19 protein-coding genes are annotated in these 22,340 nt (G+C 66.8%); 6 read left to right on the top strand and 13 right to left on the bottom strand.

Annotated elements, in window-relative coordinates; all coding sequences use genetic code 11:
* Positions 1-14 precede the first annotated feature (14 nt).
* The 6 genes from ACE3SG_RS14880 to ACE3SG_RS14855 all read right to left on the bottom strand — a co-directional run bounded on the left by ACE3SG_RS14880 (position 15) and on the right by ACE3SG_RS14855 (position 4,758).
* Positions 15-779 carry a phosphodiester glycosidase family protein gene (locus tag ACE3SG_RS14880; RefSeq protein ID WP_374566180.1) on the bottom strand — a complete coding sequence of 255 codons (765 nt, stop codon included), beginning with the start codon at positions 777-779 and terminating at the stop codon, positions 15-17.
* A gap of 109 nt (positions 780-888) precedes the next feature.
* Positions 889-1,356: a hypothetical protein gene (locus tag ACE3SG_RS14875; RefSeq protein ID WP_374566178.1), complete on the bottom strand. Its 468-nt coding sequence runs from the start codon at positions 1,354-1,356 to the stop codon at positions 889-891.
* A gap of 87 nt (positions 1,357-1,443) precedes the next feature.
* Complete coding sequence (locus ACE3SG_RS14870; RefSeq protein ID WP_374566176.1) at positions 1,444-2,328, bottom strand: ImmA/IrrE family metallo-endopeptidase; 885 nt, start codon at positions 2,326-2,328, stop codon at positions 1,444-1,446.
* A gap of 77 nt (positions 2,329-2,405) precedes the next feature.
* The gene (locus ACE3SG_RS14865) at positions 2,406-2,720 is read right to left on the bottom strand and encodes a hypothetical protein (RefSeq protein ID WP_374566175.1); all 315 of its coding nucleotides are present in this window, start codon (positions 2,718-2,720) and stop codon (positions 2,406-2,408) included.
* Entirely contained in the window at positions 2,713-3,105 is a 393-nt protein-coding gene (locus ACE3SG_RS14860) for a colicin E3/pyocin S6 family cytotoxin (protein WP_374566173.1), read from the bottom strand. The genes ACE3SG_RS14865 and ACE3SG_RS14860 overlap by 8 nt, the downstream gene beginning before the upstream one ends.
* Before the next feature lie 27 nt (positions 3,106-3,132).
* The gene (locus ACE3SG_RS14855; RefSeq protein WP_374566171.1) at positions 3,133-4,758 is read right to left on the bottom strand and encodes a hypothetical protein; all 1,626 of its coding nucleotides are present in this window, start codon (positions 4,756-4,758) and stop codon (positions 3,133-3,135) included.
* 294 nt (positions 4,759-5,052) lie between these two features.
* Here ACE3SG_RS14855 and ACE3SG_RS14850 point away from each other — a divergent pair, with 294 nt between their 5' ends.
* On the top strand, positions 5,053-6,219 hold the full coding sequence (locus tag ACE3SG_RS14850) for a Fic family protein (RefSeq protein ID WP_374566169.1): 1,167 nt from the start codon (positions 5,053-5,055) through the stop codon (positions 6,217-6,219).
* Positions 6,220-6,267: 48 nt separating this feature from the next.
* Here ACE3SG_RS14850 and ACE3SG_RS14845 read toward each other — a convergent pair whose 3' ends face one another.
* The 6 genes from ACE3SG_RS14845 to ACE3SG_RS14820 form a co-directional block, all read right to left on the bottom strand.
* Positions 6,268-6,960, bottom strand: a complete 693-nt coding sequence (locus ACE3SG_RS14845; RefSeq protein ID WP_374566166.1) for a DUF6776 family protein — start codon at positions 6,958-6,960, stop codon at positions 6,268-6,270.
* Positions 6,961-7,054: 94 nt separating this feature from the next.
* The gene (minE, locus tag ACE3SG_RS14840) at positions 7,055-7,315 is read right to left on the bottom strand and encodes a cell division topological specificity factor MinE (protein WP_329716198.1); all 261 of its coding nucleotides are present in this window, start codon (positions 7,313-7,315) and stop codon (positions 7,055-7,057) included.
* Positions 7,316-7,321: 6 nt separating this feature from the next.
* Positions 7,322-8,137: a septum site-determining protein MinD gene (gene minD / locus ACE3SG_RS14835; RefSeq protein ID WP_374566164.1), complete on the bottom strand. Its 816-nt coding sequence runs from the start codon at positions 8,135-8,137 to the stop codon at positions 7,322-7,324.
* A 72-nt stretch (positions 8,138-8,209) separates the two neighbouring features.
* Entirely contained in the window at positions 8,210-9,016 is an 807-nt protein-coding gene (gene minC / locus ACE3SG_RS14830; RefSeq protein ID WP_374566162.1) for a septum site-determining protein MinC, read from the bottom strand.
* Positions 9,017-9,104: 88 nt separating this feature from the next.
* Positions 9,105-10,316 carry a choice-of-anchor tandem repeat GloVer-containing protein gene (locus tag ACE3SG_RS14825; RefSeq protein WP_374566160.1) on the bottom strand — a complete coding sequence of 404 codons (1,212 nt, stop codon included), beginning with the start codon at positions 10,314-10,316 and terminating at the stop codon, positions 9,105-9,107.
* Positions 10,317-10,414: 98 nt separating this feature from the next.
* A complete protein-coding gene (locus ACE3SG_RS14820) occupies positions 10,415-11,719 on the bottom strand; it encodes an ANTAR domain-containing protein (protein ID WP_374566158.1) in 1,305 nt (434 codons plus the stop codon).
* A 341-nt stretch (positions 11,720-12,060) separates the two neighbouring features.
* Between ACE3SG_RS14820 and ACE3SG_RS14815 the strand changes: the two genes are divergently transcribed.
* Positions 12,061-13,338, top strand: coding sequence for a nitrate/nitrite transporter (locus ACE3SG_RS14815; protein ID WP_374566156.1), 1,278 nt, complete (start codon positions 12,061-12,063; stop codon positions 13,336-13,338).
* 36 nt (positions 13,339-13,374) lie between these two features.
* Here the strand turns inward: ACE3SG_RS14815 and ACE3SG_RS14810 are convergent, their stop codons facing one another.
* Positions 13,375-15,078 carry a protein kinase gene (locus ACE3SG_RS14810; protein ID WP_374566154.1) on the bottom strand — a complete coding sequence of 568 codons (1,704 nt, stop codon included), beginning with the start codon at positions 15,076-15,078 and terminating at the stop codon, positions 13,375-13,377.
* Positions 15,079-15,143: 65 nt separating this feature from the next.
* Here ACE3SG_RS14810 and nirB point away from each other — a divergent pair, with 65 nt between their 5' ends.
* The 4 genes from nirB to ybiB all read left to right on the top strand — a co-directional run bounded on the left by nirB (position 15,144) and on the right by ybiB (position 22,339).
* Positions 15,144-17,579, top strand: coding sequence for a nitrite reductase large subunit NirB (nirB, locus tag ACE3SG_RS14805; RefSeq protein ID WP_374566152.1), 2,436 nt, complete (start codon positions 15,144-15,146; stop codon positions 17,577-17,579).
* Between the two features lie 590 nt (positions 17,580-18,169).
* Positions 18,170-18,556, top strand: coding sequence for a nitrite reductase small subunit NirD (gene nirD / locus ACE3SG_RS14800; RefSeq protein WP_374566150.1), 387 nt, complete (start codon positions 18,170-18,172; stop codon positions 18,554-18,556).
* Between the two features lie 17 nt (positions 18,557-18,573).
* A complete protein-coding gene (locus ACE3SG_RS14795; protein ID WP_374566147.1) occupies positions 18,574-21,375 on the top strand; it encodes a molybdopterin-dependent oxidoreductase in 2,802 nt (933 codons plus the stop codon).
* A gap of 43 nt (positions 21,376-21,418) precedes the next feature.
* Positions 21,419-22,339, top strand: coding sequence for a DNA-binding protein YbiB (gene ybiB, locus ACE3SG_RS14790; RefSeq protein ID WP_374566145.1), 921 nt, complete (start codon positions 21,419-21,421; stop codon positions 22,337-22,339).
* Position 22,340 lies beyond the last annotated feature (1 nt).

Genomic DNA, 22,340 nt, shown 5'->3' with positions numbered 1-22,340 from the left:
TGGGAAAGCGATGCCTAACGTTTGCCAGCGTCATCCGCCTTGCCGGGTGGCATCTTCTCGGTGAGAGGGTTAGCCGTCCGGTCGCTGGTCACGCCAACGATCGGCCCCAGCTCTGCTCGCCGGTCGTCTCGCTGGAGGTCTGCCGAATACAGGCTGGACACCACGCCATCCAGGTACAGCGCATCCTTGCAGTGCAGGACATCCCGGAAGAAGACGGCCATTTCGTAGAAGGTGACGGGCCGCTCGGATATCACGAAGAAGGCAGCGCCTCCCGATACTCCAACGCCGTTCCGAATGAGCCGCGATTTTGACGCCGCATTGAATGCGGGGTGAATGACGCCGTTTCTGAGGAGCAGTGGGCCCGATTGGGTCGCGAAGCGAATGCCGTTGGCGACCTGTGGATACTCCCCGGCTTCCACAACCATCGGGCCTGGTGGCGCGAGCGCAAAGACCCCGTTGGGCTTCAGAAAGAAGTTGCCGCTTCCGGCCGCGGTATTGAGTGGAGAGACTTGCTTTCCTTCCACGACCAACAGACCGACCGGCGAGAAATCGGGGTGGTACATCCCCGCGTTCATGGCGAACACCAGCTTCTTTCCCTTGCCATGCAGCCAAGTCGACAGATGGTCGAACTGCTTGAACGGCTTGCCCTGCTCGTCACCCCAGAACACTTGCAGGTTCTCGGAGGCGGGATCAACGCGAACCACTGTGAATGGCTGATCCGATGCCTCAGAGGTGAAGCTGGCTGCCAGAAAGAGGAAAGCGAGAAGCGCGCCTCTCATCGTGTGACGCCTAACGTTCGACGCAAGAGGTGTCATGAATGCTCACGCCAGTTGCTCTGCCCTAGCATCGAACTGCCAGGCGACAAATGATCGCGGGATCGAACAGGGCCTAAGTCTTGTCGGGCGATTGCGCATCCGCTTCAAGCTTTTCAAGCTGCTCGACGTACTTGGTGCGGGAGAACACAAACGGCCCCAACTCGTCGTAGCGCCAATGGCCGGCGGCCGAGTCGGGCCCTCGATGCGGTTGTTCGAACTCGCTCCAGACAACTTCGGCCTCATTGACCTGGATTCTCGCGAGCAGCGGCCAGCAGCCCGGCTCACCACACTCGCAAGCCAGCACCATGATCTTGTCGTCCGGATCTTGGCCGCCTTCGGCCAGCTCCTTGCGCAGCGCGGCCGTATTGGCCACCCATTCATAGGCGCCGGCGATGCTCAGCTGGCCCAGCCGCTTGGCTTGCGGTTGCTCGACCTCGCGCACAAGGTCGATGAAGTTGCATCCATCGATCTTCAGTTCCACGCCGCGATGGCCCGTGTCGGCGGCATCGACCTGAATTGGATTGAGTTGGAGTTCGTTCACGCTGCTGGCAGCCTACCGGCCCGACACGCGCTCAGCAACTCCCGAGTCGCAACGCAAGACCCCAAGATGACCTCAAGGCCCGAAATTTCATTGCGTCAGCTCACTAGCGCGCTTGCTAACGAAGTCCATAAAGCTTGGATGCGCCGCGATACCGGTCAGATCATTCCTATCGTGGAATCGCTGAAGACACGCGGCAATTACGGCTGGGGCCGTATGCGTCCCACGCTGCTTCATTGCGCTGTTCGCCGCCGCGACGACGCCATTGACGGACATCTTGAAGCGTTTTTGGTCGTCGGGAGGTACCCCAATGTCGGTGACCATTTCGTCAAGAATTTCGCGCCACGGTCGCGGATCGGTCGTGACTCCCGCAACCTTGTCGGGGAGGGTCCACCAGTGCAGGCGACGAGTCCCAGTCACTGACGTATGGTGGCCGGTGGCATATCGAAACACACCTGGGTCAAACATGCTCTGCCAAGCCGGCACCTTGGCGAGAGTTCCTGGTGTGCGCCCGGAGAATTCCACCTCTCCGTTCTTCTCGGCGATGAATACGATGTTTGGAGGGAGTACCGAGCTGAGGCGCCTAGCGGCGGCCAGGGCCGACACTTCGCATTCTTCGCTTAGGCACTTGTGGCATTGACTAAGGTCTGGCGTTGATTCAAGCAAGCCTTCAAGCCAATCCGATGGCATCAAAAGTTCGGCGGCAAACTGGTTCGCTTCTTCTTCGAACAGCCAATAGTCATCCTTCGCCTCAACGTGCTCTGGGTCTAGGTGATCTACGATCGTTCCCCTGTGCCAGGGAATGACAATATGACCAAGCTCGTGGGCCTCTGTGAACCTCCTTCGGAGCGGCGGATTCGCAGAGTTGATAACCACCCGGGGTCGCTTGCCAGGAACTTTTAGATTCAAGCAGACGCCGTCCACGCCAGCGATCGGAATGCCTGCATCAACTACATCTGCATAGCGCTCAAGCATCGATCGAACATCGACACGTGGCGCGAGCCCATACCTAGCCGACAGACGCCGAGCAAATTTTTCCGGTGCGCCCGGTGCTAATTCCACAACCCCTGGTCCTTTAGCCACCGAGCCAGCTGCAAAGCCTTCCCCGACGACTCGGCCCGTGCAGCCATTGGCAATGCATTGAACTGCTCGATCAGATCGGCGGCATCTACGCCAGTGCGATGTGCATCCAAAATGAACGGGAGCACATCAGAGTCAACAACCCAGAGGTTGTACTCAGATCGAGTCATCCCCAAGAATTCGTGCAACGGAACATTCGCCCCTCCGTCGTGCCAGGCGTCGACATAGTCGTCTACCTCTTCTGGCAAGCGGTCACCCTGCAAGCAAAGTTGAACAAAGCTAGACATCGATCTTCCTTCCACGCACAGCATCCTTGATTAGCGATCCAGTGACTGCATCGATAGCGCCAAGGTGTCGTCCACGCTTGTTGTAGACCTCAATCTCCCCGTGCAGTGAGTCCCAAGTGTATAGGCGCTCGCCATCTGGCGATCGCCAGCGACGTTCGCCGTCAAAGGCGCCAAGACGGATACACCCGTCCAGGAACGAGGGGTGCGGAATTGGCTTTGGCGACACAAGAAGCGTCCTAAGGTTGGAAACCAAGTTGCCCAAGTAGTTGCCGAAGCACGCACTCGCAGCACAAGGATTCCGTGCTCCGTCTTGGACTCCTGCTCCTGTTGAAAGGAGGCGCGGGCCCTCGTGCAAACAGCCTGCTCTGCGGCTCCGTACGGCCATTTTGATAGTAAGCGACAGCCTCCCTCGTCACCCAAACACCCCCCTCACCACCTCCGCATTGCTCATCCCACCCGCATTGCCCAACGTCGACGATGAAGCCACCTGCCAGCACGCCAAGTGCGCCAGCGCATTCACCATCACCGGCGTCAGGTACAGCTGGGTAAACGTGTTGTAGAGCGGGAAGTCGTCGAGGCTTTCGATGTCGAGGGCGATGCGGGTTTCGGTGGGCAGTTGGCTCCACCAGCTGCTGACGTTGTCGTTGTAGACCCAGAGCACGTCGACCTGCTCTTGCGCCGGCACGTTGAACCACGGGTTGCTCAGCACGCGCAGGGTCTGGCGCACCAGCAGCGCGCCGCCGGCGCGTTTGGCGGTGAGCAGCTTTTGCTTCAACTCGTCGAACGCGCTGGTCTCGAAGACCTGGTTGTGGCGGAACAGGCGTGCCGCGCCTTGGCCCGGGTCGTAAGGGCCGTAGGGCACGTAGCCGTGGGCGGGTGAGAAGGGCTGCAGGCCGAACAGCGGCGGCAGGTCGCTGGAGACGACCGTGTCTTGGCGCGCCGGGTCGCGGCGCACGCCTTCGTCGGTGTTGATGAAGACGATCAGGCGCGGCACGCCGCGGGCCAGCAGCGCGTTGAGCCCCAGGTTCTCCAGGCTGCCGCCGTCGGCAAAGCGGTAGTCGAGCGCGGGCTGTTCGGCGCGGCCCTTGATGGGCCAGTAGTTGTAGCGCGGCACCAGGCCGCGAAACTCGGGGTATTGCTCTTCGAACATCTGCGCAAAGGCCGCGCTGCTGCAGCCGGCGATGTCGCTGAGCGAGAACGCGCGCTGCGGGCGGCTGGTGTGCACCTCGCCGGGGTTGCCCTCGCCGAGGTAGGCGCTGCGCATGGCGAACGAGTCGATCAGGCCGCCGCCGATGTCGCCCGGCTGCTGCGCGCTCTTGGGGAAGGCCGCGCGCACGCCGAGCATGAAGTTGGCCTCGTAGGGCATCAGCTCGGCGTCGACGCCGTCGCTGTTGAACAGGCTGGTGTTGAAGACCGGGTAGGGGCGCTTGCGCTGCACGGTGATGAAGTCGCCCGCGCGCAGCGTGGGGTTCTGCGCCAGGATGCCGTTGGGCGCTTCGAGGTAGCGCTCGGTCCAGCTGAAGTAGCGCGGGTCGAAGCCGTCGGCCGAGGGTGACCACAGACCGTAGTCTTTCAGCACCTGCTCGCCGATGAAGCCTTGCCACAGCTCGTTGTTGGCGTAGCCGTAGTCCTCTTTCAGGCGGTACAGGTTCTCCACCACGCGGGCGGGGTCGAAGCGGGTGGGCACCCAGCCCAGGTTGTTGGCTGGCAGCTCGTCGAGCCGCGCCAGCGTCAGGCGCGACGGGTCGAGCTCGACGTCGCCGAGGAAGTCGTCGTCCGAGATGCTAGCGGGCAGGTAGGTGAACAGCGTGTTGGCCCAGGTGCCGCCCGAGACCGACGAGATCGCGAACGTGTCGTCGAGCAGGCCCAGGTGGCGCAGGCCACGCAACTGGCCCATCGCGCACGACAGCGCCCGGCTGCCGCCGCCCGAGAAGCACAGGCCCACCGAGCGTGCGCCGGGTTGCGGGCTGCGGGCCGAATCGGGGGCGCGCTGCGCGGGGCGCAGCGGCAGGATGCCCGCGGTCAATGAGATGGTCATGGTGGGCTCCCGGGTGACGTCGTACGGTGGTCGAACTGCTGGTCGTACGAGGCACACCCGGCGCCGCCGCGGTGCCCTCACCCGGTAGAACGAGATCCACCGGCGAAACCCGACAACTGCTTGTGGGAATAGTTCACGAATGCTGGCTTGTTCACCGGCGCCGCCGCAGTCAGTTTCCTGGGGACGGCGATTCAAGAAAATCGACCAACCACCAAATCACAAGCCATTGTCAATAAAAGACTTTTTCTATTAAAGTCAAGAATTACAAGACTCCAAAGACAGAAATCTCAGCCTATGGCTCAGTTTGTTCACCACGACTTGCGGTTGCTGAACCCGAGCTTCGATTCGCCGCTACTCGACGTGCTGACCGACCTGGAGCATCTGCGCCGCCTGCAAATGCAGGGCACGACGCCCTGGCCAGTCTTCTTGCAACTGAAGCAGGTTTTCCATTTGCTGGAGAGCCTGGCCTCGGCGCGCATCGAAGGCAACCACACCACACTGGCGGACTACGTGGAAGCCAAGGTGTTCGAAGGCTCCGCAGCAGCGCAATCAGAGCAACTGCGCGAGGTCACCAACATCGAACAGGCCATGCAGCAGCTGGAGGCCGCATTGCAACCTGGGGATCCGCTGCCCGAGCATCTTCTGCGCGCGCTGCATGCCACCACCGTGGACGGCCTGACACGTGAAGGCGACCGCAGCCCCGGCACCTATCGCAACGGCTCGGTGCGTATCGCGCAGGCCGAGCACCTGCCCCCCGATGCGCTGAGGGTGCCTGAGTACATGACCGAGTTGATGGCCTTCATCAACCGGCCCGACCCGCCCAAGTACGACCTGATGAAGGTCGCCTTGGCGCACCATCGCTTTGCCTGGGTTCACCCCTTTGGCAACGGCAACGGGCGCGTGGTGCGGCTGTTCACCTATGCGTTGCTGATCAAGTACGGATTCCAGGTCACGGCGGCAGGGCGATTGCTCAACCCGGCCGCGGTGTTCTGCGCCGATCGCAACCGCTACTACGCCATGCTGAGCCATGCCGACACGGGCAGCGATGCCGCGTTGGAAGCCTGGTGTGCCTACGTGCTGACAGGCATTCGCGACGAGCTGAACAAGGTGAATCGTCTGGCCGACTACGCACACCTGCAAAAGGCCGTGTTGCTGCCTGCAGTGGCGCATGCACGGCAACGTCAGCTCATCACCGCGCAAGAAGAGGCCATGCTGGCAACCACCGTCAAAGCTGGCGTCGTGAAGGCGGGTGATCTTGAAATGGCGATGCCGGGGCTCACCCCCAACCAGCGCACCTACCAGATTCGCAAGCTGGTGGACGGCGGCATGTTGCAGCCCATCAAGCCCGGCGCCCGCCAGTACAGCATCGGCTTCAGCCACAACGTATTGCTACGCGGCGTGGTACGGGCGCTGACCGACCAAGGGTTCATCTCGGACGTGCTCGCCGCGCCATCGCCGTAGCCGCACGCGGCGGCTCTCGAAAAGAACCAGGCTCCGCGCGGCCCAGCGCTACTTGACCAGCATCACCCGCATGCCCAGCGAGCGGCCGGCTTCGCGGTCGAGCACCTGCACGGTCGTCTGGCGCGGCTTGAAGCCTTCGGGCAGCGCCACGTTGCCGCGCACGATCTCGTGCGTGCCGATCGAGACCGGGATGGGCTTGGGGCTGACGGTGTTGGGGCCGCCGTGGGCCGACTCGCCGGCGACGACGAACTGCACCACGCCGGTCATCGGCTTGGCGCCGGCGCGGTTGCGCGTGAGCACCACGTCGTAGGCCAGCGTGTTGCCGCTGGCATTGAAGCGGCCGGCGCGCACCTCGACGCCGTTGTCGCGCGGGTCGGGCGGCAGCGCGTCGACCAGCGTGGCCACGTCGGCGCGCAGGTCTTGGGTGGCGCTGCGGCTGGCGGCCAGCTCGGCATCGAGCGTCTTCTTGGCGGCCAGCGCGGCGTTGAGTTGCTGCTGGGTGCTGGCCAGCTCGGCCTGCAGGCGCTGGCGCTCGCTCTCGGCCTTGTCGTAGGCGTTGCGCAGGGCGGCCGAGTCGGCTTGCGACAGGCGCGGCGGCAGGTGCCGCTCTTGCAGGTAGATCACGCCGCCGATGCCGGCGATGGTGCCGGTCAGCAGCCACACCATCCAGCTGGGCATGCGCCAGCGCGAGCGCCGGCGGCCGTAGGGGTCAAAGACAACAGGCTTGTTTCGGCCGAACATTCGCTCAATCAGGGTTCAAAGGTCGTTGGCACGCTACCGCCCGCCGACGACCTGTTTGAAACCTGATGTTCGCACGTTGGCCCACCGGCGCGGGCTAGAACTTCGAGGCTTCGGGCAGCTCGATCTTGACCTCGAGCACTTCGAGGTTGTCCTGGCGCTCGAGGTGGACCTTGATGTCGTTGGGGTTGATCGAGACGTACTTCGAGATCACGGCCACCAGCTCGCGCTGCAGCGCGGGCAGGTAGTCGGCCCCGGTGCGGCCGGCGCGCTCGTGGGCGAGGATGATCTGCAGCCGCTCTTTCGCGACGCTGGCGGTCTGCTTCTTCTCGCCGAGCAGGAAAGACAGGAACGACATCGGCACTTACCTCCCCCCGAACAGGCGCTTGAAGATGCCGGCTTTGGCGGCCTCGGTGTAGCGCATCGGCTTGTCTTCGCCCAGGAAGCGGGCGACCAGGTCTTGGTAGGCGCCGGCCACGTCGGAGTCTTTCAGGTGGATCGCCGGCAGGCCCTGGTTCGAGGCCTGCAGCACCGTCTCGGACTCGGGCACCACGCCCAGCAGCGGGATGCGCAGGATCTCTTGGATGTCGGCCAGCGACAGCATGTGGCCGTCCTGCACGCGAGCGGGGTTGTAGCGGGTGATCAGCAGGTGTTCCTTGACGGGCTCCTTGCCTTCGATCGCGCGCTGGGTCTTGCTGCTGAGCATGCCCAGGATGCGGTCGGAGTCACGCACCGACGAGACCTCGGGGTTGGTGACCACCAGCGCTTCGTCGGCGAAGTGCATCGCCAGCAGCGCGCCGGTTTCGATGCCGGCGGGCGAGTCGCAGACGATGTAGTCGAAGTCCATCGCGGCGAGGTCATTGAGCACGCGCTCGACACCCTCTTTGGTCAGCGCGTCCTTGTCGCGCGTTTGCGAGGCGGGCAGCACGAACAGCTTGTCGCACTGCTTGTCCTTGATCAGCGCCTGGTTCAGGTTGGCCTCGCCGTTGATCACGTTGATCAGGTCGTAGACCACGCGCCGCTCGCAGCCCATGATCAGGTCGAGGTTGCGCAGGCCGACGTCGAAATCGATCACCGCGGTCTTGTGGCCACGCAGGGCGAGGCCGGACGAAAAACTGGCGCTGGTGGTGGTCTTGCCGACGCCGCCTTTGCCGGATGTGACTACGACGATTCTTGCCATCGGTAACGAGTCCTCGAAATTTGATTCAGTGAAACGGCGTCAAGCGCCAAAACGGTCACGGGCTGAGGCCGCTCACGCCGGCTCGGGGCGGGCCTTGCTGGCCTTCGGTTCTTTCAGCGGCTCTTTCAGCGGCTCCATCACCAGCTTGTCGTCGACCAGCCGCACCTGCGCCGGCTTGCCGTGCACCTCGGCGGGCAACGCGGTTTCGGTGGTGCGGTAGACGCCGGCGATGGCGATCAGCTCGGGCTCCAGGCAGGTGCTGAAGATACGGGCCTGGGTGTTGCCCTTGTTGCCGGCGATGGCCTTGCCGCGCAGCGGGGCGTACACATGGATGTGGCCGTCGGCGATGACCTCGGCACCGAAATTCACCGCCGCCAGCACCACCAGGTCGCCCCCCTTGGCGTAGACCTGCTGGCCCGAGCGCAGCGGGCGATCGACGACCATGGTCGGCGTGATCGCGGCCGGCACTTCGACAAAGACTTCGCGCACCACCTCTTTCACCACCTCGACCTCGCGGATTTCCACCGGACGAGGCTTGGGCGACGGCGTCGGATCGGGCGCCTCGGACAGGCCTGCCGCCAGCGCCGCCTCCATCTGTGCCGGCGAGCCGCCCGCCGCGGCGATCGGCTGCAGCTTGTGCTCGCGCAGTGCCGCCAGCAGCGGCTCGAAGGCGATCGGATCTTCCTGCTCGCGCAGCGCCGACAGGTCGACCACCACCGGATCGTGGTTGAAAAGTTGCGGCGTCTCGCTCAGCCGGGCGGCCAAGGCGTCGCCCAGGGCAGCGGCATCGGCGCTCTTCAGCGCGATCGACAGCAGCGGCAGCGTGGTGTTCTTGAGATCGAAGGCGGCGTCATCGCCACCGGCCGGAGCCACAGTCATGGGTGCGCAGGAAACAGCCGCAGAGGGCGCGAAGTGTAACGGGGGGCCGCGCGCCCCCCGGTGGCCTCACGAACTCGCGACTTCAAGCTCAATCGATCCGGCGAAGGCGGAAGATGGTGCCTGCACCAACGGGTCCATCCTCGCAGGTCACCCCCATCAGATCGCGATTGGGGAGGAGCGTCAAGGCCCCACGCGTGCCGCTGCCTTCCGAGCCGTCCGCTGCGAACTTGTGTAGCACGGTCAGAACGCCGTTCTTCAACTGGTAGACCGTGCCCGGCCCTGTGGTCATATCAGCATTGATCGAGGCAGACGTCGTGCCGTATGCCACCCCCCTGGGCCCGACGGTCAAGCCGGTCACCGGCCAGATGCCCTCGGATCCATCGTCGGCGAATCCATGCGCCATGGTGTAGTTGCCCGCCGGATCGATTCGGTACACCGAACCGCTGGCGTAAGGCGTGGAATACGCCGTCGTGCCAACAATTGACCCGTCGGGCGCCAGGCTCGGACCCGCAAATGCTTGTTGCCCGTCGCGACCATCCCGCAGGAACGAATGCATAACCGCGAAGGAGCCATCGAGGCCAACGCGATAGATCGCCCCAAACCCCGAGTCGCCGCCATCGCTGGTCGCACCGTAGAAGGTGCCCGGAGTTCCTTCAACCAGCGCACCGCTGGTGTAGAGAGGATCCGTGTAGTTGACGCCAATCGTGTGCAGGACCGTGTACTCGCCTTGCGCCGTCAGTCGATAGATTCTGCCGCCGCCCCAGTAGCCGCCGCCCTGGGTTGTGGCGCCGTAGAAGGCCCCGTCCAGGCCCTGGATGATAGGTTGGGGGCCTTCGAACATGTCGAAGGCGTGAACGACCGAGTAGTCTCCATTCGGGCTCAAGCGATAGACCACCCCGCCGCGGTTGGCTGTCCAGTCGCCGAAAGTCGAGCCATAGAGATTTCCGTCGGTGCCCAACACGACACCGTTGGGAGACGCGTTGTCCTTTGCCGGAACAAAGGTGTGAAGCGTTTGAAGCCGGCCATTCGGAGTCAGACGGAAGACCGTGCCCTTGCTGCCGCTTGCCTTGCCGCCCTCGCGCGTGGTCCCGTAGTAGTCCCCATCGGAACCCCGAACCAGCGTGCTGTTGGGGCATGAACCGTCGGTGCCGCTGAAAGCGTGCACGATGCTGAACGCGTAGGTCGGCGCAGCGAGGCCATCCACGGCAGTCAGGCAAAGCGGCAACGCCGCGAGAAGTTTCGACCAACGAACAAGGCGTTGACCATGGGTCGCGCGCGACCCTGCACGGATTGAATCCAAATCGACTCCCTCTTGTCGCGCCAAAAAGCAGGCGCGTGCCGCAGAGGCTAGCACAGCATCTTTCGCTGGCCTTTGAGGAGCCTGTGGGTGCGCCCACCCTACGACATGATGACCTGCAGGCTGTGCTCGTAGCTGGCGGTGAGGCGGTCGAACACGTCGAGCAGCGCGTCGCTCGAGCGGGCCAGCAGTGTGCGGCTCTCGCTGCTGGGTGAGCCTTCGGTGCCACGCAGGCCGTGCAGCAGGCGCAGCCATTCGTCGCGCGCAGCGGCCAGCGCTTCGCGGCTTTCGGCGCTGGTCAGCGGGGCGCGCTCCAGCTCCAGAAGCGCCGCCTCGACCTCGTCGAGCAGCGGCTTCAGGGCCTCGCGCCGCGCGGGCTCGCCCAGCAGCGTGGCCAGCAGGGCGTCTTTGGCCACACGCTGCACGCGCATGCGCTGGCGGCCGCACAGGTTGACGACGGTCAGCGCGCGGCGTGCACCACCTTCTTCGAGCGCCTCGGTCAGCGCTTCGGCACTGGCCAGCAAGGCCATCGCACGCTGGTCGCTGTCGGCCAGGGCCTGCGGGGTCTGGCGCTGGCTCAGCGCGGCGGCGAGCGCAGCCCAGGCATCGTTCACCGCGGCGAGCGCGTCGCGCGTCGGCGCCGGGGCGTCGGCCAGCGGCGGGCAGGCGGCGAGGTGGTCGAGGTTGTCTTGCACACGCTGGGTGGCTTCGTCTTGCAGCGTGCGGGCACGGCGCGCGTCGATGCCGGCCAGGCGCTGCGCGGCCAGCTTGACCAGGCGCTGCGACAGCATGCGCAGCTGGCCGGCGCGGTTGATCGCATCGGCCCATTGGCTGGCCTCGATGACCGAGCGCGAGACCTCGCCCACCCGCAGGTTGGCGTGCATCGCCGCGCCGCGCAGCAGGCGAAAGGCCTCGTCTTCGCCAATGCCGCGTGCGCTCATCAACACGCCCTTGGCGCGGTCGACCCATTTGCGCTCGTCGAGCTGGCCGCGGGCCCGGGCCAGCTCGTGGCGGGCCGCGGCCTCGCGCTGCCAGCGGGCGCGGTCGAGCGCCAGGCCGGCGGCCAGCGCGTCATCGGCCAGGCCCTCATGCGGCCACCAGCCGGCCAGGCCCAGCGCCAGCAGCTCGGTGCGCTCGGCCTCGGCCAGCGGCGCCGACAGCAGCGACACCGCGCACGGCGGCTCGCCGGCCAAGGGCTGCAGCGCCTGCGCCAGCTCGGCCGCGGTGGCCACCACCACGACCTGATCCGGTGCGGGCGCACCAGCCTGATGCACCAAGGCGCTGCATGCGCCGCCGCGCCGGGCCTGCGCGCCCGCGCGTTCGAGCGCCTGCTGCACCCGCGACAGCGCCGCATCGACGGCGCCTGACACCTCTGAAGACGACAACAAGATCACGCTGACGGCCATGCGAGCGATTGTGACTGCAGCCTCGCTCACCGGTTGTCGAGCGGGCGCCGGCGCGCAGGCATGCGTCTTGCGTAGATGAGGCTGCGGTGTAACGACGCACCGCTGTTCCCATCACCGTCTTCAGGTTCGGCGTCATCGGCCCACGTTCTGGCTGGGCACGCGCGCCAACCTGGCCCACAGCTCTCGCAGTTGTTGGCGTGGCCCGCGCCTTGGCGCCGCAGCCCGGACCCTGCCCCGTTCCCCCCAATTCTTCCGCCGGCGCCCACCGTGGCGCGCCGGCGTTTGCGCATCGCTTGATCGCCTATCGAGATTCGCCCGACTTCATTGCCTTGCCACCCACCATGAGCCACCACAGCTTCAAGAACTTCCTCGGCGCCGGCCACGGGCCCACGCTGTTCGCCGCGTTCTTCTACTTCGCGTTCTCGTGCTGCATCTGGGTGTTGAACGGCGCGATGGCCCCGTTCATCAGCGAGGCCTACCAGCTGACGCCGGCGCAGAAGGGGCTGATGCTGTCGGTGCCGATCATCGCCGGCGCGCTGATGCGGTTTCCGCTGGGCGTGCTGTCGCAGTACATCGGCCGCAAGAACGCGACGCTGGTCGAGATGGGGTTGATCGCGGTGGCGATGATGTACGGCTATACGGCCGTGGACAGCTTCAACGACCTGCTGAAGATGGGTGTGCTGCTGGGCATTGCGGGCGCCAGCTTCGGCGTTGCGCTGAGCCTGGGCTCGGGCTGGTTCCCGCCGCAGCACAAGGGGCTGGCGATGGGGCTGGTGGGTGCCGGCAACGTGGGCACCGCGGTGTCGGTGCTGGTGGCGCCGCCGCTGGCGCAGTGGCTGGGTTGGCAGTCGGTGTACGGCGTGGCGGCCGGCGCGATCTTGCTGCCGATGGTGGTGATGGTGCTGTTCGCGAAAGAGCCGCCCGATGTCGACGCCCATGCGAGCTTCCGCGCCCACATCGCCTGCCTGTTCGAGAAAGACGGTTGGGTCTTCAGCCTGATCTACGGCGTGACCTTCGGCGGCTTCATCGGCCTGACCACCTTCTTGCCCAGCTACTACTACGACCAGTTCGGCGTGAGCAAGGTGCAGGCCGGCCAGTTGACGATGCTGGCGGCCTTCATGGGCGCCGCGGTGCGCGTGGGCGGCGGCTGGATCTCTGACCGCTGGGGCGGTGTGAACACGCTGACGCTGGTGCTGCTGGTGGTGGCCGGTGGCTTGACGCTGGTGGGCTTTGCCGGCGGCTCGCTGGTGCTGACGACGCTGCTGCTGATCGTGTGCTTCGCCGCGCTCGGCGCCGGCAACGGTGCCCTCTTTCAGCTGGTGCCGCTGCGTTGGCCGACGAGCACCGCGGTGGCCGGCTCGATGATTGGCGAGATCGGTGCGCTCGGCGGTGGCCTGGTGCCGAACGCGATGGGCTTGTCGAAGCAGTACCTGAGTTCTTACACCTGGGGCTTCGTGTTGTTCGCCGCGCTGGCGCTGCTGATGTTGGGCGTGATGCGCATGATGCAGATCCGCTGGACGCGGACTTGGGCTGAGAAAGGTGGGCGTGCACGGGCAGTGCCGACGCCCGACGCCGCGACCTACACCGGCGGCGATGTGAAGCGCGTGGCGCGTTCCTGAGCGGCGAGGGGCAGGGTGATGAAACCGGCTCGGCGCTCAATGCGGCAGGAAGAGAAGCCACATCACGAGCACGAAATTCAGCAGCAGCGACAGCCCGAGCGCGAGCTTCAGCACGGCCGCCGGGTCGCGCTTGATCAGCGGCGTGCTGCCGGGTGCACGCAACGGCCGCGAGGCGCCACGCTCCAGCGCGAGCAGCAGCTCTTCGGCGGTTTCGAAACGCTGGGCCGCCTCACGCGCCACCAGCTTCTGCAGCACATGGTCGAGCCAGATCGGCACGTCGGGCCGGATGCGCGACGGGGCCACCGGGTCGCGCCGGTAGCGCGCGCTCTGGTAGGGCTCGATCTCGCCGTAGGGCAGGCGGCCGGTCAGCCACTGGTAGAGCGTGACGCCGAGCGCGAACAGGTCGCTGCCGGCGTCGGGCAACTGGCCGTCCCACTGCTCGGGGTTCATGTAGCTGGGCGTGCCGGCATGCAGCTCGCGCTGGGCTTCGGTTTCACGGCCGCTCAACGCGACGCCGAGGTCGAGCACGCGCCAGACGCCGTCGTCGCCCAGGTGCAGGTTGCCGGGCTTGATGTCGCGGTGGACCACGCCGTGGCGGTGCAGCCGGCCGAGCGCCCGGGTGCAGGCCAGCGCGGCCTCGATCACCTCGGCCACTGCGGGCCGCTCGCCGGTGGCCATGCGTTGCTCGAGCGTGCGGCCATGGTGCCAGTCGAACACGGTGTACAGCGCGCTCGCCTCGGCGCGGCGCTCGTGCACACGAACGAAACCGCCGGCATCGTCACCCGCGACACGCTGGCCCAGCCAGGCTTCATGCGCCAGCATCGCGCGCTCTTCGGGGTCGCTGGCGCGCGTGGGGTGCAACGTCTTCAGCGCGACCAGCGCACGGCTGTCGGGCAGACGGGCCTGGTACAGGCGGTGCACGCCGGTGTCGGCGATCAGCGCAGTGATCGCCAGGCCGTCGAGCGTGTCGCCGACCTTCAGCAAGGGCGGTACCGGCAGGCGGCGGCCATCGGCCAACTCGTCGTCGAGCTGGCGCGCATCGAGACCGGTGACACGCAGCACCAAGGCGGTCGCGTTGTCGCGGCTGCCGGCGTTGATCGCGGCTTGGGTCAACGCATCGGCCGCGGCTTGCGCGCTGGGCGCTTGCACCAGATCGGCCAGCACCTTGGCTTTCAGCGCGCCGTGCACGCCGTCGGTGGTCAGCACGAAGACATCGCCGATGCGTGCATCGCCCTGCGCGTAGTCGACACGCACACCGTCGTCGAGGCCCACGGCGCGGGTCAGGCGGCTGCGCTGGTCGGGGTGGTCGAAGGCGTGGTCCTGGCTCAGCTGCAGCAGCGCACCGTCGCGCAGCAGCCAGCAGCGCGTGTCGCCCACGTGGGCCAGCGTCCAGGTCTGGCCTTGCAAGGCCAGCGCGGTCAGCGTCGTCAGCGCAGAAGCGTCGCCCGGCCGGCGGCGGTTGTGGTTGGCGAGCCAGGCGTTCTGCGCGCCGATCAGGCGGTCGAGCACGACCGTGGTCTCCCAGGTATCGGGCGCGGCGAAGTAGTCGGCCAGCAGGCCCATCACCGTGGTCTGCGCGGCTTCGAGGCCCTGGCCACCGGTGGACACGCCATCGGCCACCGCGGCGATCAGCCCACGCGCCGATTCGTGCGGCGCGGCCAGCACGGCGCCAGCGAAGTCTTCGTTGCGCTCACGCGGACCGCGCTCGCTGCTATAGCCGACATCGACCTCAAAGCTCATCGCGCGATTCTCGCGGCGATGGCACCCGAATTGCTTTTCGTGAACTGAAGAAAGGACGGCCCACCATGAAGAAGATGAAGCTCGTGATGGTCGGCAACGGCATGGCCGGCGTGCGCACGCTCGAAGAGCTGCTGAAGATCGCGCCGGACCTGTACGACATCACCGTCTTCGGTGCCGAGCCGCACCCGAACTACAACCGCATCCTGCTGAGCCCCGTGCTGGCCGGCGAGCAGACGGTGGACGAGATCATCCTCAACCCGGTCAGCTGGTACGAAGAAAACGGCATCACGCTGCACCTGGGCAAGAAGGTCACGCGCATCGACCGCGTCAAGCGCCTGGTGATCGCCGAAGACGGCACCGCCGCAGCCTACGACCGGCTGCTGATCGCGACCGGCTCGAACCCGTTCATCCTGCCGGTGCCCGGCAAGGAGCTGGACGGCGTGATCGCCTACCGCGACATCGCCGACACCAACACGATGATCGAAACGGCGAAGACGCACAAGCATGCGGTCGTCATCGGTGGTGGCCTGTTGGGCCTGGAGGCGGCCAACGGCCTGATGCTGCGCGGCATGCAGGTCAGCGTGGTGCACATCATGCCGTGGCTGATGGAGCGCCAGCTCGACGACGTAGCGGGCAAGCTGCTGCAGAAGTCGCTCGAGGACCGTGGGCTGAAGTTCGAGATCGGTGCGCAGACCGACTCGCTGCTGGGCAACGCCGAAGGCCGCGTCACATCGGTGCGCTTCAAGGACGGCCGCGAGATCCCGGCCGACCTGGTGGTGATGGCGGCCGGCATTCGCCCCAACACGCAGCTGGCCGAGAGCATGGGCATCCACTGCAACCGCGGCATCGTCGTCAGCGACACGATGCAGACGGTGACCGACCCGCGCATCTACGCGGTCGGCGAATGCGCGGCGCACCGCGGCATCGCCTACGGCCTGGTGGCGCCGCTGTTCGAGCAGGGCAAGGTCTGCGCGACGCACCTGGCAGAGTTCGGCATCGGCCGCTACAGCGGCTCGCAGACCAGCACCAAGCTGAAGGTGACCGGCATCGACCTGTTCTCGGCCGGCGACTTCATGGGCGGCGAGGGCACCGAAGAGATCGTGCTGTCGGACCCGAACGGCGGCGTTTACAAGAAGCTGGTGCTCAAGGGCGACAAGCTGGTCGGCGCGTGCCTGTATGGCGACACGGTCGACGGCAGCTGGTACTTCAAGCTGCTGCGCGAAGGGCGCACGGTCAACGACATCCGCGACCGGCTGATGTTCGGCGAATCGAACATCGGCGACACCGGCCACGAGGGCCACAACAAGGCCGCGGCGATGGCCGATGCCGACGAGGTCTGCGGCTGCAACGGCGTCAACAAGGGCACGATCTGCAAGGCCATCAAGGACAAGGGCCTGTTCACGCTCGAAGAGGTGCGCAAGCACACCAAGGCGAGTGCCTCGTGCGGCTCGTGCACCGGCCTGGTCGAGCAGCTGATCATGTTCACCGCCGGCGGCGACTACTCGGCCACGCCGAAAAAGAAGGCGATGTGCGGCTGCACCGACTTCAGCCACCAGGACGTGCGCGAAGCGATCTTCAAGGAGCACCTGGTCAGCATCCCGGGGGTGATGCAGCGCCTGAACTGGAAGACGCCGAACGGCTGCGCCAGCTGCCGCCCGGCGCTGAATTACTACCTGATCTCGTCGTGGCCGAAAGAGGCGCAGGACGACCCGCAAAGCCGCTTCATCAACGAGCGCTCGCACGCCAACATCCAGAAGGACGGCACCTACAGCGTGATCCCGCGCATGTGGGGCGGCGAGACCACGGCCGACGAGCTGCGCCGCATTGCCGATGCGGTAGACAAGTACAAGATCCCGACCGTCAAGGTGACCGGCGGCCAGCGCATCGACCTGCTGGGCGTGAAGAAGGAAGACCTGGTGAACGTGTGGAAGGACATCGGCATGCCCTCGGGCCATGCCTATGCCAAGGCGCTGCGCACGGTGAAGACCTGCGTGGGCAGCGAGTGGTGCCGCATGGGCACCCAAGATTCCACCCAGATGGGCAAAGACCTGGAGCGCGCGATGTGGCGCATGTACGCGCCACACAAGGTCAAGTTCGCGGTCTCGGGCTGCCCGCGCAACTGCGCCGAGGCTGGCATCAAGGACGTCGGCATCATCGGCGTCGACTCGGGCTGGGAGATGTACATCGCCGGCAACGGCGGCATCAAGACCGAGGTCGCGCACTTCTTCTGCAAGCTGAAGACGGCCGAAGAGGTGCTCGAGTACACCGGCGCCTTCATGCAGCTGTACCGCAAGGAAGGTTGGTACCTGGAGCGCACGGTGCACTACGTCTCGCGCGTGGGCCTCGACTACGTGAAGAAGAAGATCCTCGACGACGCCGAAGGCCGCAAGACGCTGTGGGCCGAGTTGCAGTTCGCCCTGGATGGTGAGCCCGACCCGTGGTTCGACTTCGACAAGGCGAAGGTCGATGTGCGGCAGTTCGATGCGGTGGCGGGGGCTTGAGGTGGTGAGATCTCTTGCGTCGATGGCGGGGTGGCGGGCCGGACACCGGCACCCACCCGGGCTCATATGTTCGCGCACTCGGCTGTGCCGAGGGTTCCCTGCGATGCTCGGGCGCTTGGCCCGCGCAGAACTCGCTTCGCTCACTTGCGTTCGCTGCGCTCAAACAGCTGCGCGAATCAGTTCACGAAGCGCGCTGGCGCGCGCGGCCAAGCGCCCTGCGCTTCTCGGCGCTGCCAATTCGCCCGAGCGGGTACCGGCGTCCGACCAGCGTCCGTTGCGGCCATGGCAACGCGTGTGTACCCGGCGCGTCGGAGCAGCACCCACGATGGAATCGGCCGGGGGCCGGCAGGCGGTGGGGCGATTTCGGAGCGCCGAAGCGCGCAGCGTTCGTGGCTGCGAGCGCAGCGAGCTTCGTAGACAAATTCGCGGCCGCTGTTCGAGCGCAGTGAGCGTCCGCGAACGAAGCGAGTTCGGCCGCGGCCACGAACGCGAGCACTGCAGGGAACCCTCGGCGCAGCCGAGGGCGCGGACGCATGAGCCCCACCGCCTGCCGGCCCCCGGCCGCGTCACCACTGCCTGAGAGTTAGCCCATGACCACCTGGAAAACCATCTGCAAGGTCGACGACATTCCCGTCCTCGGCTCACGCCGCGTCACCCGCCCGCAAGGCCCTGCCGTGGCGATCTTTCGCAATGAGCAGAACGAGGTCTTCGCGCTGCTCGATCGCTGCCCGCACAAGGGCGGGCCGTTGAGCCAGGGCATCGTCTTCGGCAAGAGCGTGGCCTGCCCTCTGCACAACTGGACGATCGGGTTGTGCGACGGTGTCGCCGCGGCGCCCGATGAAGGCTGCACGCCCAAGTTTGCCGTGAACGTTGTCGACAGCATGGTGCAGCTCGACGAACGCGAGCTGGCGACGCTCGGCATCGACCTGCCGGTGCCGGTGGCGGGGCCGACGCTGCGCATCGTTTCGGCCGCCTGAATACGAACCACGCCGCCATGCGCGAAACCAAGTCCACCTGTTGCTACTGTGGCGTTGGCTGTGGCGTGATCATCGAACACGATGGGTCACAGATCAGCGGCGTGCGAGGCGACCCGGACCATCCGGCCAACTTTGGCCGCCTGTGCAGCAAGGGCTCGACCCTGCATCTGACGGCCGCGGCGCCGGTGACCCGGCAGACGCGGCTGCTGGCGCCGATGCGGCGCGCGGCGCGGGGCGAGGCGCCGGTGGCGATCGGGTGGGACGATGCACTGAGCGAAGCGAGTGACCGGCTGGCAGCGATTCACCAACAGCACGGGCCGGACGCGATCGGCGTCTACATCTCGGGCCAGCTGCTGACCGAGGACTACTACGTCTTCAACAAGCTGGTCAAAGGGCTGCTGGGCAGCAACCACATCGACACCAACTCGCGGCTGTGCATGAGCAGCGCGGTGGCCGGCTACAAGGCCACGCTGGGTGCCGATGCGCCGCCGTGTTCGTACGACGACCTGGCGCACGCGCAGACGGTGTTCATCACCGGCAGCAACATGGCCTGGGCGCACCCGATCCTGATGCGCCGGCTCGAAGATGCGAAGCGCGCGAACCCGGCGCAACAGTGGATCGTGGCCGACCCGCGCCGCACCGAGACGGCCGAGGCGGCCGACCTGCACCTGCAACTGCTGCCCGGCAGCGACGTGGCGCTGTACCACGGGCTGCTGCACCTGCTGCTGTGGGAGGGCCTGACCGATGCCGCCTACATCGCGGCGCACACCCACGGCTTCGACGCGCTGCGTGACCGGGTGCGCGAGTACACGCCGCGCGAGACGGCGCGCCTGACGGGGCTGAACGAAGCCGACATCGTCACCGCGGCGCGCTGGTTCGGCCAGCAGACGCCCACGCTGTCGCTGTATTGCCAGGGCCTGAACCAGAGCAGCGCCGGCACCGCGAAGAACGCCGCGCTGATCAACCTGCACCTGGCCACCGGCCAGATCGGCAAGCCCGGCGCGGGGCCGTTCTCGCTGACCGGCCAACCGAACGCGATGGGCGGGCGTGAGGTGGGTGGGCTGGCCAATCTGCTGAGCGCACACCGTGATTTGGCCAACCCCGAGCATCGCGCCGAGGTGGCGCGGCTGTGGGGCCTGGATCGACTGGGTGACGATGTGCCGTCGACCCCCGGCAAGTCGGCGGTCGAGATGTTCGAGGCCGCGGCCGATGGGCAGATCAAGGCGCTGTGGATCGTCTGCACCAACCCGGCCCAGTCGATGCCCGACCAGGCCACGGTGCGCCGCGCGCTGGAGCGCGCCGAGTTCGTCATCGTGCAAGAGGCCTTCGCGACGACCGCGACCTGCGCCTATGCCGACCTGCTGTTGCCGGCCACCACCTGGGGCGAGAAGGACGGCACGGTCACCAACAGCGAGCGCCGCATCAGCCGCGTGCGGCCAGCGGTCGCGCCGGCGGGCCAGGCGCGGCACGACTGGGCGATCGCACGCGATGTGGCGCAGCGCCTGGCCGCACGCATCGCGCCTGAACGCGTCGCGCTGTTCGACTACCCGACGCCCGAATCGGTCTGGCTGGAACACCGCGAATCCACCCGCGGCCGCGACCTCGACATCACGGGCCTGAGCTACGCGATGCTGGAGACCCAAGGGCCGCAGCAGTGGCCGCTGCCCGAGGGCGCGACCGAAGGCAAGCCGCGGCTGTACGAGGATGGCGTGTTCGCGACCGCCGACGGCAAGGCGAAATTCGCCGACGTGCCCTTCACGCCGCTGGCCGAGCCGCGCGATGCGCGCTACCCGTTCAGCCTGAACACCGGCCGGCTGCGCGACCAGTGGCATGGCATGAGCCGCACCGGCACCTTGGGCCGGTTGTACGGCCACGAAGGCCTGCCGTGCGTGGACCTGCACCCGCAAGACCTGCAGCGCTTGAAGCTGGCCGAGGGCGAGTTGGTGCGCGTGCGGTCGCGCCGCGGCCAGGTGGTGTTGCCGGCGCGGGCGAGCGACAGCGTCGCGCCGACCCAGGCGTTCATCGCGATGCACTGGGGCGAAGAGGTGCTGAGCGGCCACGACGGGCAAGGCCTCACGATGGCTGGCGTGAACGCGCTGACCACGCCGCGCTTCTGCCCGCAGTCCAAGCAGCCCGAGTTGAAGCATGCGGCCGTTATCGTCGAGAAGGTCGACCTGCCCTGGCGATTGACGGCGATGGCCTGGCTGCCGGCCGACGAGGCGCTGGCGCTGCGTGAACGGCTGAAGCCCGAGCTGGCGCGCTTCGGCTACGCCAGCCTGCTGCCCTTTGGCCGCGAGCCCGACGAGAGCGGGCGGCTCGGGCTGCTGCTGCGCGCCGGTGCAGCCGAAGCGCTGGGCGACGACCTGCTCGCGCCGATGCGGGCCGGCTTCGGCTTGGCCCAGGCCGGCGTGCTGGCCTACCAGGACGCGCGCCGCGGCCAGCAGCGTGCGCTGCGCGTGGCGCGCGACACCGACGGCGCCGAGCGGCTGCAGGGCTTCTGGGTCACCGGCGATGTCAGCGGCGAAGCCTGGTTGCGCTCGCTGCTCGAAGCCGACCAGACCTTGCCCGGCCCCGGCCGCCAGCTGCTGGCACCGGGCGCACTGGCGAAGAAGACAGCGGCACCGAAGAGCGCGCAGGTCTGCACCTGCTTCAACGTCGACGAGGCGTCGATCCGAGGTGAACTGCCGCGTTGCAGCGGCTCGACCGACGCGCGGTTGACGCAGCTGCAGGGCCGCCTGAAGTGCGGCACCAATTGCGGGTCGTGCCTGCCGGCGTTGCGCAAGCTGGTGCAAATCGTCCCGGCCGGGGTGGCGGCATGACCGGTGCCTTCGGGCGGCCCGGTGCCGACCGACAATCGCCGCCATGAGCATCGCACCCTACCTGCGCGAAATCGGCCGAGGCAAGGATGGCGCACGCGCCCTGCCGCGCGACAAGGCCTTCGACCTGATGAACCAGCTGCTCGGCGGTGAGCTGAGCGACCTTGAAAAAGGCGGCTTCGCGCTGGCGATGCGCATCAAGGGCGAGACGCCGGAAGAACTGGCCGGGTTCATGGACGCGGTGCTGCCGCGCACGCTGGCGCTGCACGCGCCGTCGGCCGCGATCGTGCTGCCCAGCTACAACGGCGCGCGCAAGCTGCCGAACCTGACGCCGCTGCTGGCGCTGCTGCTGGCGCGCGAAGGTGTGCCGGTGCTGGTGCACGGGGTTCAGGTCGATGCGAACCGCACGACCAGCGCGCAGGTGTTCGAGGCGCTCGGCCTGCCGCCGGTGTCGACTGCCGCGGAAGCCGAAGCACGCTGGGCCACGCACCAGCCGGTGTTCATGCCGATCGCCGCGTTGCACCCGTCGCTGGCAGACCTGCTCGCGCTGCGCAACGTGCTGGGCCTGCGCAACTCGGGCCACACGCTGGCCAAGCTGTTGCCGGCCACTCCCGGTGCTCTGCGCGTGGTCAACCACACCCACCCCGAGTACGCGGTCAGCCTGGCCGAGTTTCTGGGCCAGACGCAGGCCACGGCCTTGCTGATGCGCGGCACCGAGGGCGAGCCGGTGGCCGACGCGCGCCGGCTGCCGACGCTGAAGTGTTTCGTCAACGGCGTGCTGGATGACGGCTTGACGGTGGACGGCGAGAGTGGCTCGCTGGCCAAGCTGCCCGAGCTGCCGAGCGGCATCGACGCTGCCAGCACCGCCGAGACGATCCGCGCGATGTTGAACGGGGCGCTGCCGGTGCCCGAGCCGATCACGCGCCAGGTGCAGTGCCTGATGGCGCTGCGCCAACGACTGCCCTAGG

The organism is Ideonella sp. (genome assembly GCF_041914305.1).
In the GTDB taxonomy this organism is placed as follows: domain Bacteria; phylum Pseudomonadota; class Gammaproteobacteria; order Burkholderiales; family Burkholderiaceae_C; genus Ideonella.
Note: the sequence above shows the minus strand (reverse complement) of the source record. Positions and strands in the feature narration are given on the sequence as shown.

Bases quoted from the DNA above. Each gene is read 5' to 3' on its own strand.
- ACE3SG_RS14880 (WP_374566180.1), bottom strand. From the start codon at position 779: ATGAGAGGCGCGCTTCTCGCTTTCCTCTTTCTGGCAGCCAGCTTCACC.
- ACE3SG_RS14870 (WP_374566176.1), bottom strand. From the start codon at position 2,328: ATGCTTGAGCGCTATGCAGATGTAGTTGATGCAGGCATTCCGATCGCT.
- ACE3SG_RS14865 (WP_374566175.1), bottom strand. From the start codon at position 2,720: ATGTCTAGCTTTGTTCAACTTTGCTTGCAGGGTGACCGCTTGCCAGAA.
- ACE3SG_RS14860 (WP_374566173.1), bottom strand. From the start codon at position 3,105: ATGGCCGTACGGAGCCGCAGAGCAGGCTGTTTGCACGAGGGCCCGCGC.
- ACE3SG_RS14855 (WP_374566171.1), bottom strand. From the start codon at position 4,758: ATGACCATCTCATTGACCGCGGGCATCCTGCCGCTGCGCCCCGCGCAG.
- ACE3SG_RS14850 (WP_374566169.1), top strand. From the start codon at position 5,053: ATGGCTCAGTTTGTTCACCACGACTTGCGGTTGCTGAACCCGAGCTTC.
- ACE3SG_RS14845 (WP_374566166.1), bottom strand. From the start codon at position 6,960: ATGTTCGGCCGAAACAAGCCTGTTGTCTTTGACCCCTACGGCCGCCGG.
- minE (WP_329716198.1), bottom strand. From the start codon at position 7,315: ATGTCGTTCCTGTCTTTCCTGCTCGGCGAGAAGAAGCAGACCGCCAGC.
- minD (WP_374566164.1), bottom strand. From the start codon at position 8,137: ATGGCAAGAATCGTCGTAGTCACATCCGGCAAAGGCGGCGTCGGCAAG.
- minC (WP_374566162.1), bottom strand. From the start codon at position 9,016: ATGACTGTGGCTCCGGCCGGTGGCGATGACGCCGCCTTCGATCTCAAG.
- ACE3SG_RS14820 (WP_374566158.1), bottom strand. From the start codon at position 11,719: ATGGCCGTCAGCGTGATCTTGTTGTCGTCTTCAGAGGTGTCAGGCGCC.
- ACE3SG_RS14815 (WP_374566156.1), top strand. From the start codon at position 12,061: ATGAGCCACCACAGCTTCAAGAACTTCCTCGGCGCCGGCCACGGGCCC.
- ACE3SG_RS14810 (WP_374566154.1), bottom strand. From the start codon at position 15,078: ATGAGCTTTGAGGTCGATGTCGGCTATAGCAGCGAGCGCGGTCCGCGT.
- nirB (WP_374566152.1), top strand. From the start codon at position 15,144: ATGAAGAAGATGAAGCTCGTGATGGTCGGCAACGGCATGGCCGGCGTG.
- nirD (WP_374566150.1), top strand. From the start codon at position 18,170: ATGACCACCTGGAAAACCATCTGCAAGGTCGACGACATTCCCGTCCTC.
- ACE3SG_RS14795 (WP_374566147.1), top strand. From the start codon at position 18,574: ATGCGCGAAACCAAGTCCACCTGTTGCTACTGTGGCGTTGGCTGTGGC.
- ybiB (WP_374566145.1), top strand. From the start codon at position 21,419: ATGAGCATCGCACCCTACCTGCGCGAAATCGGCCGAGGCAAGGATGGC.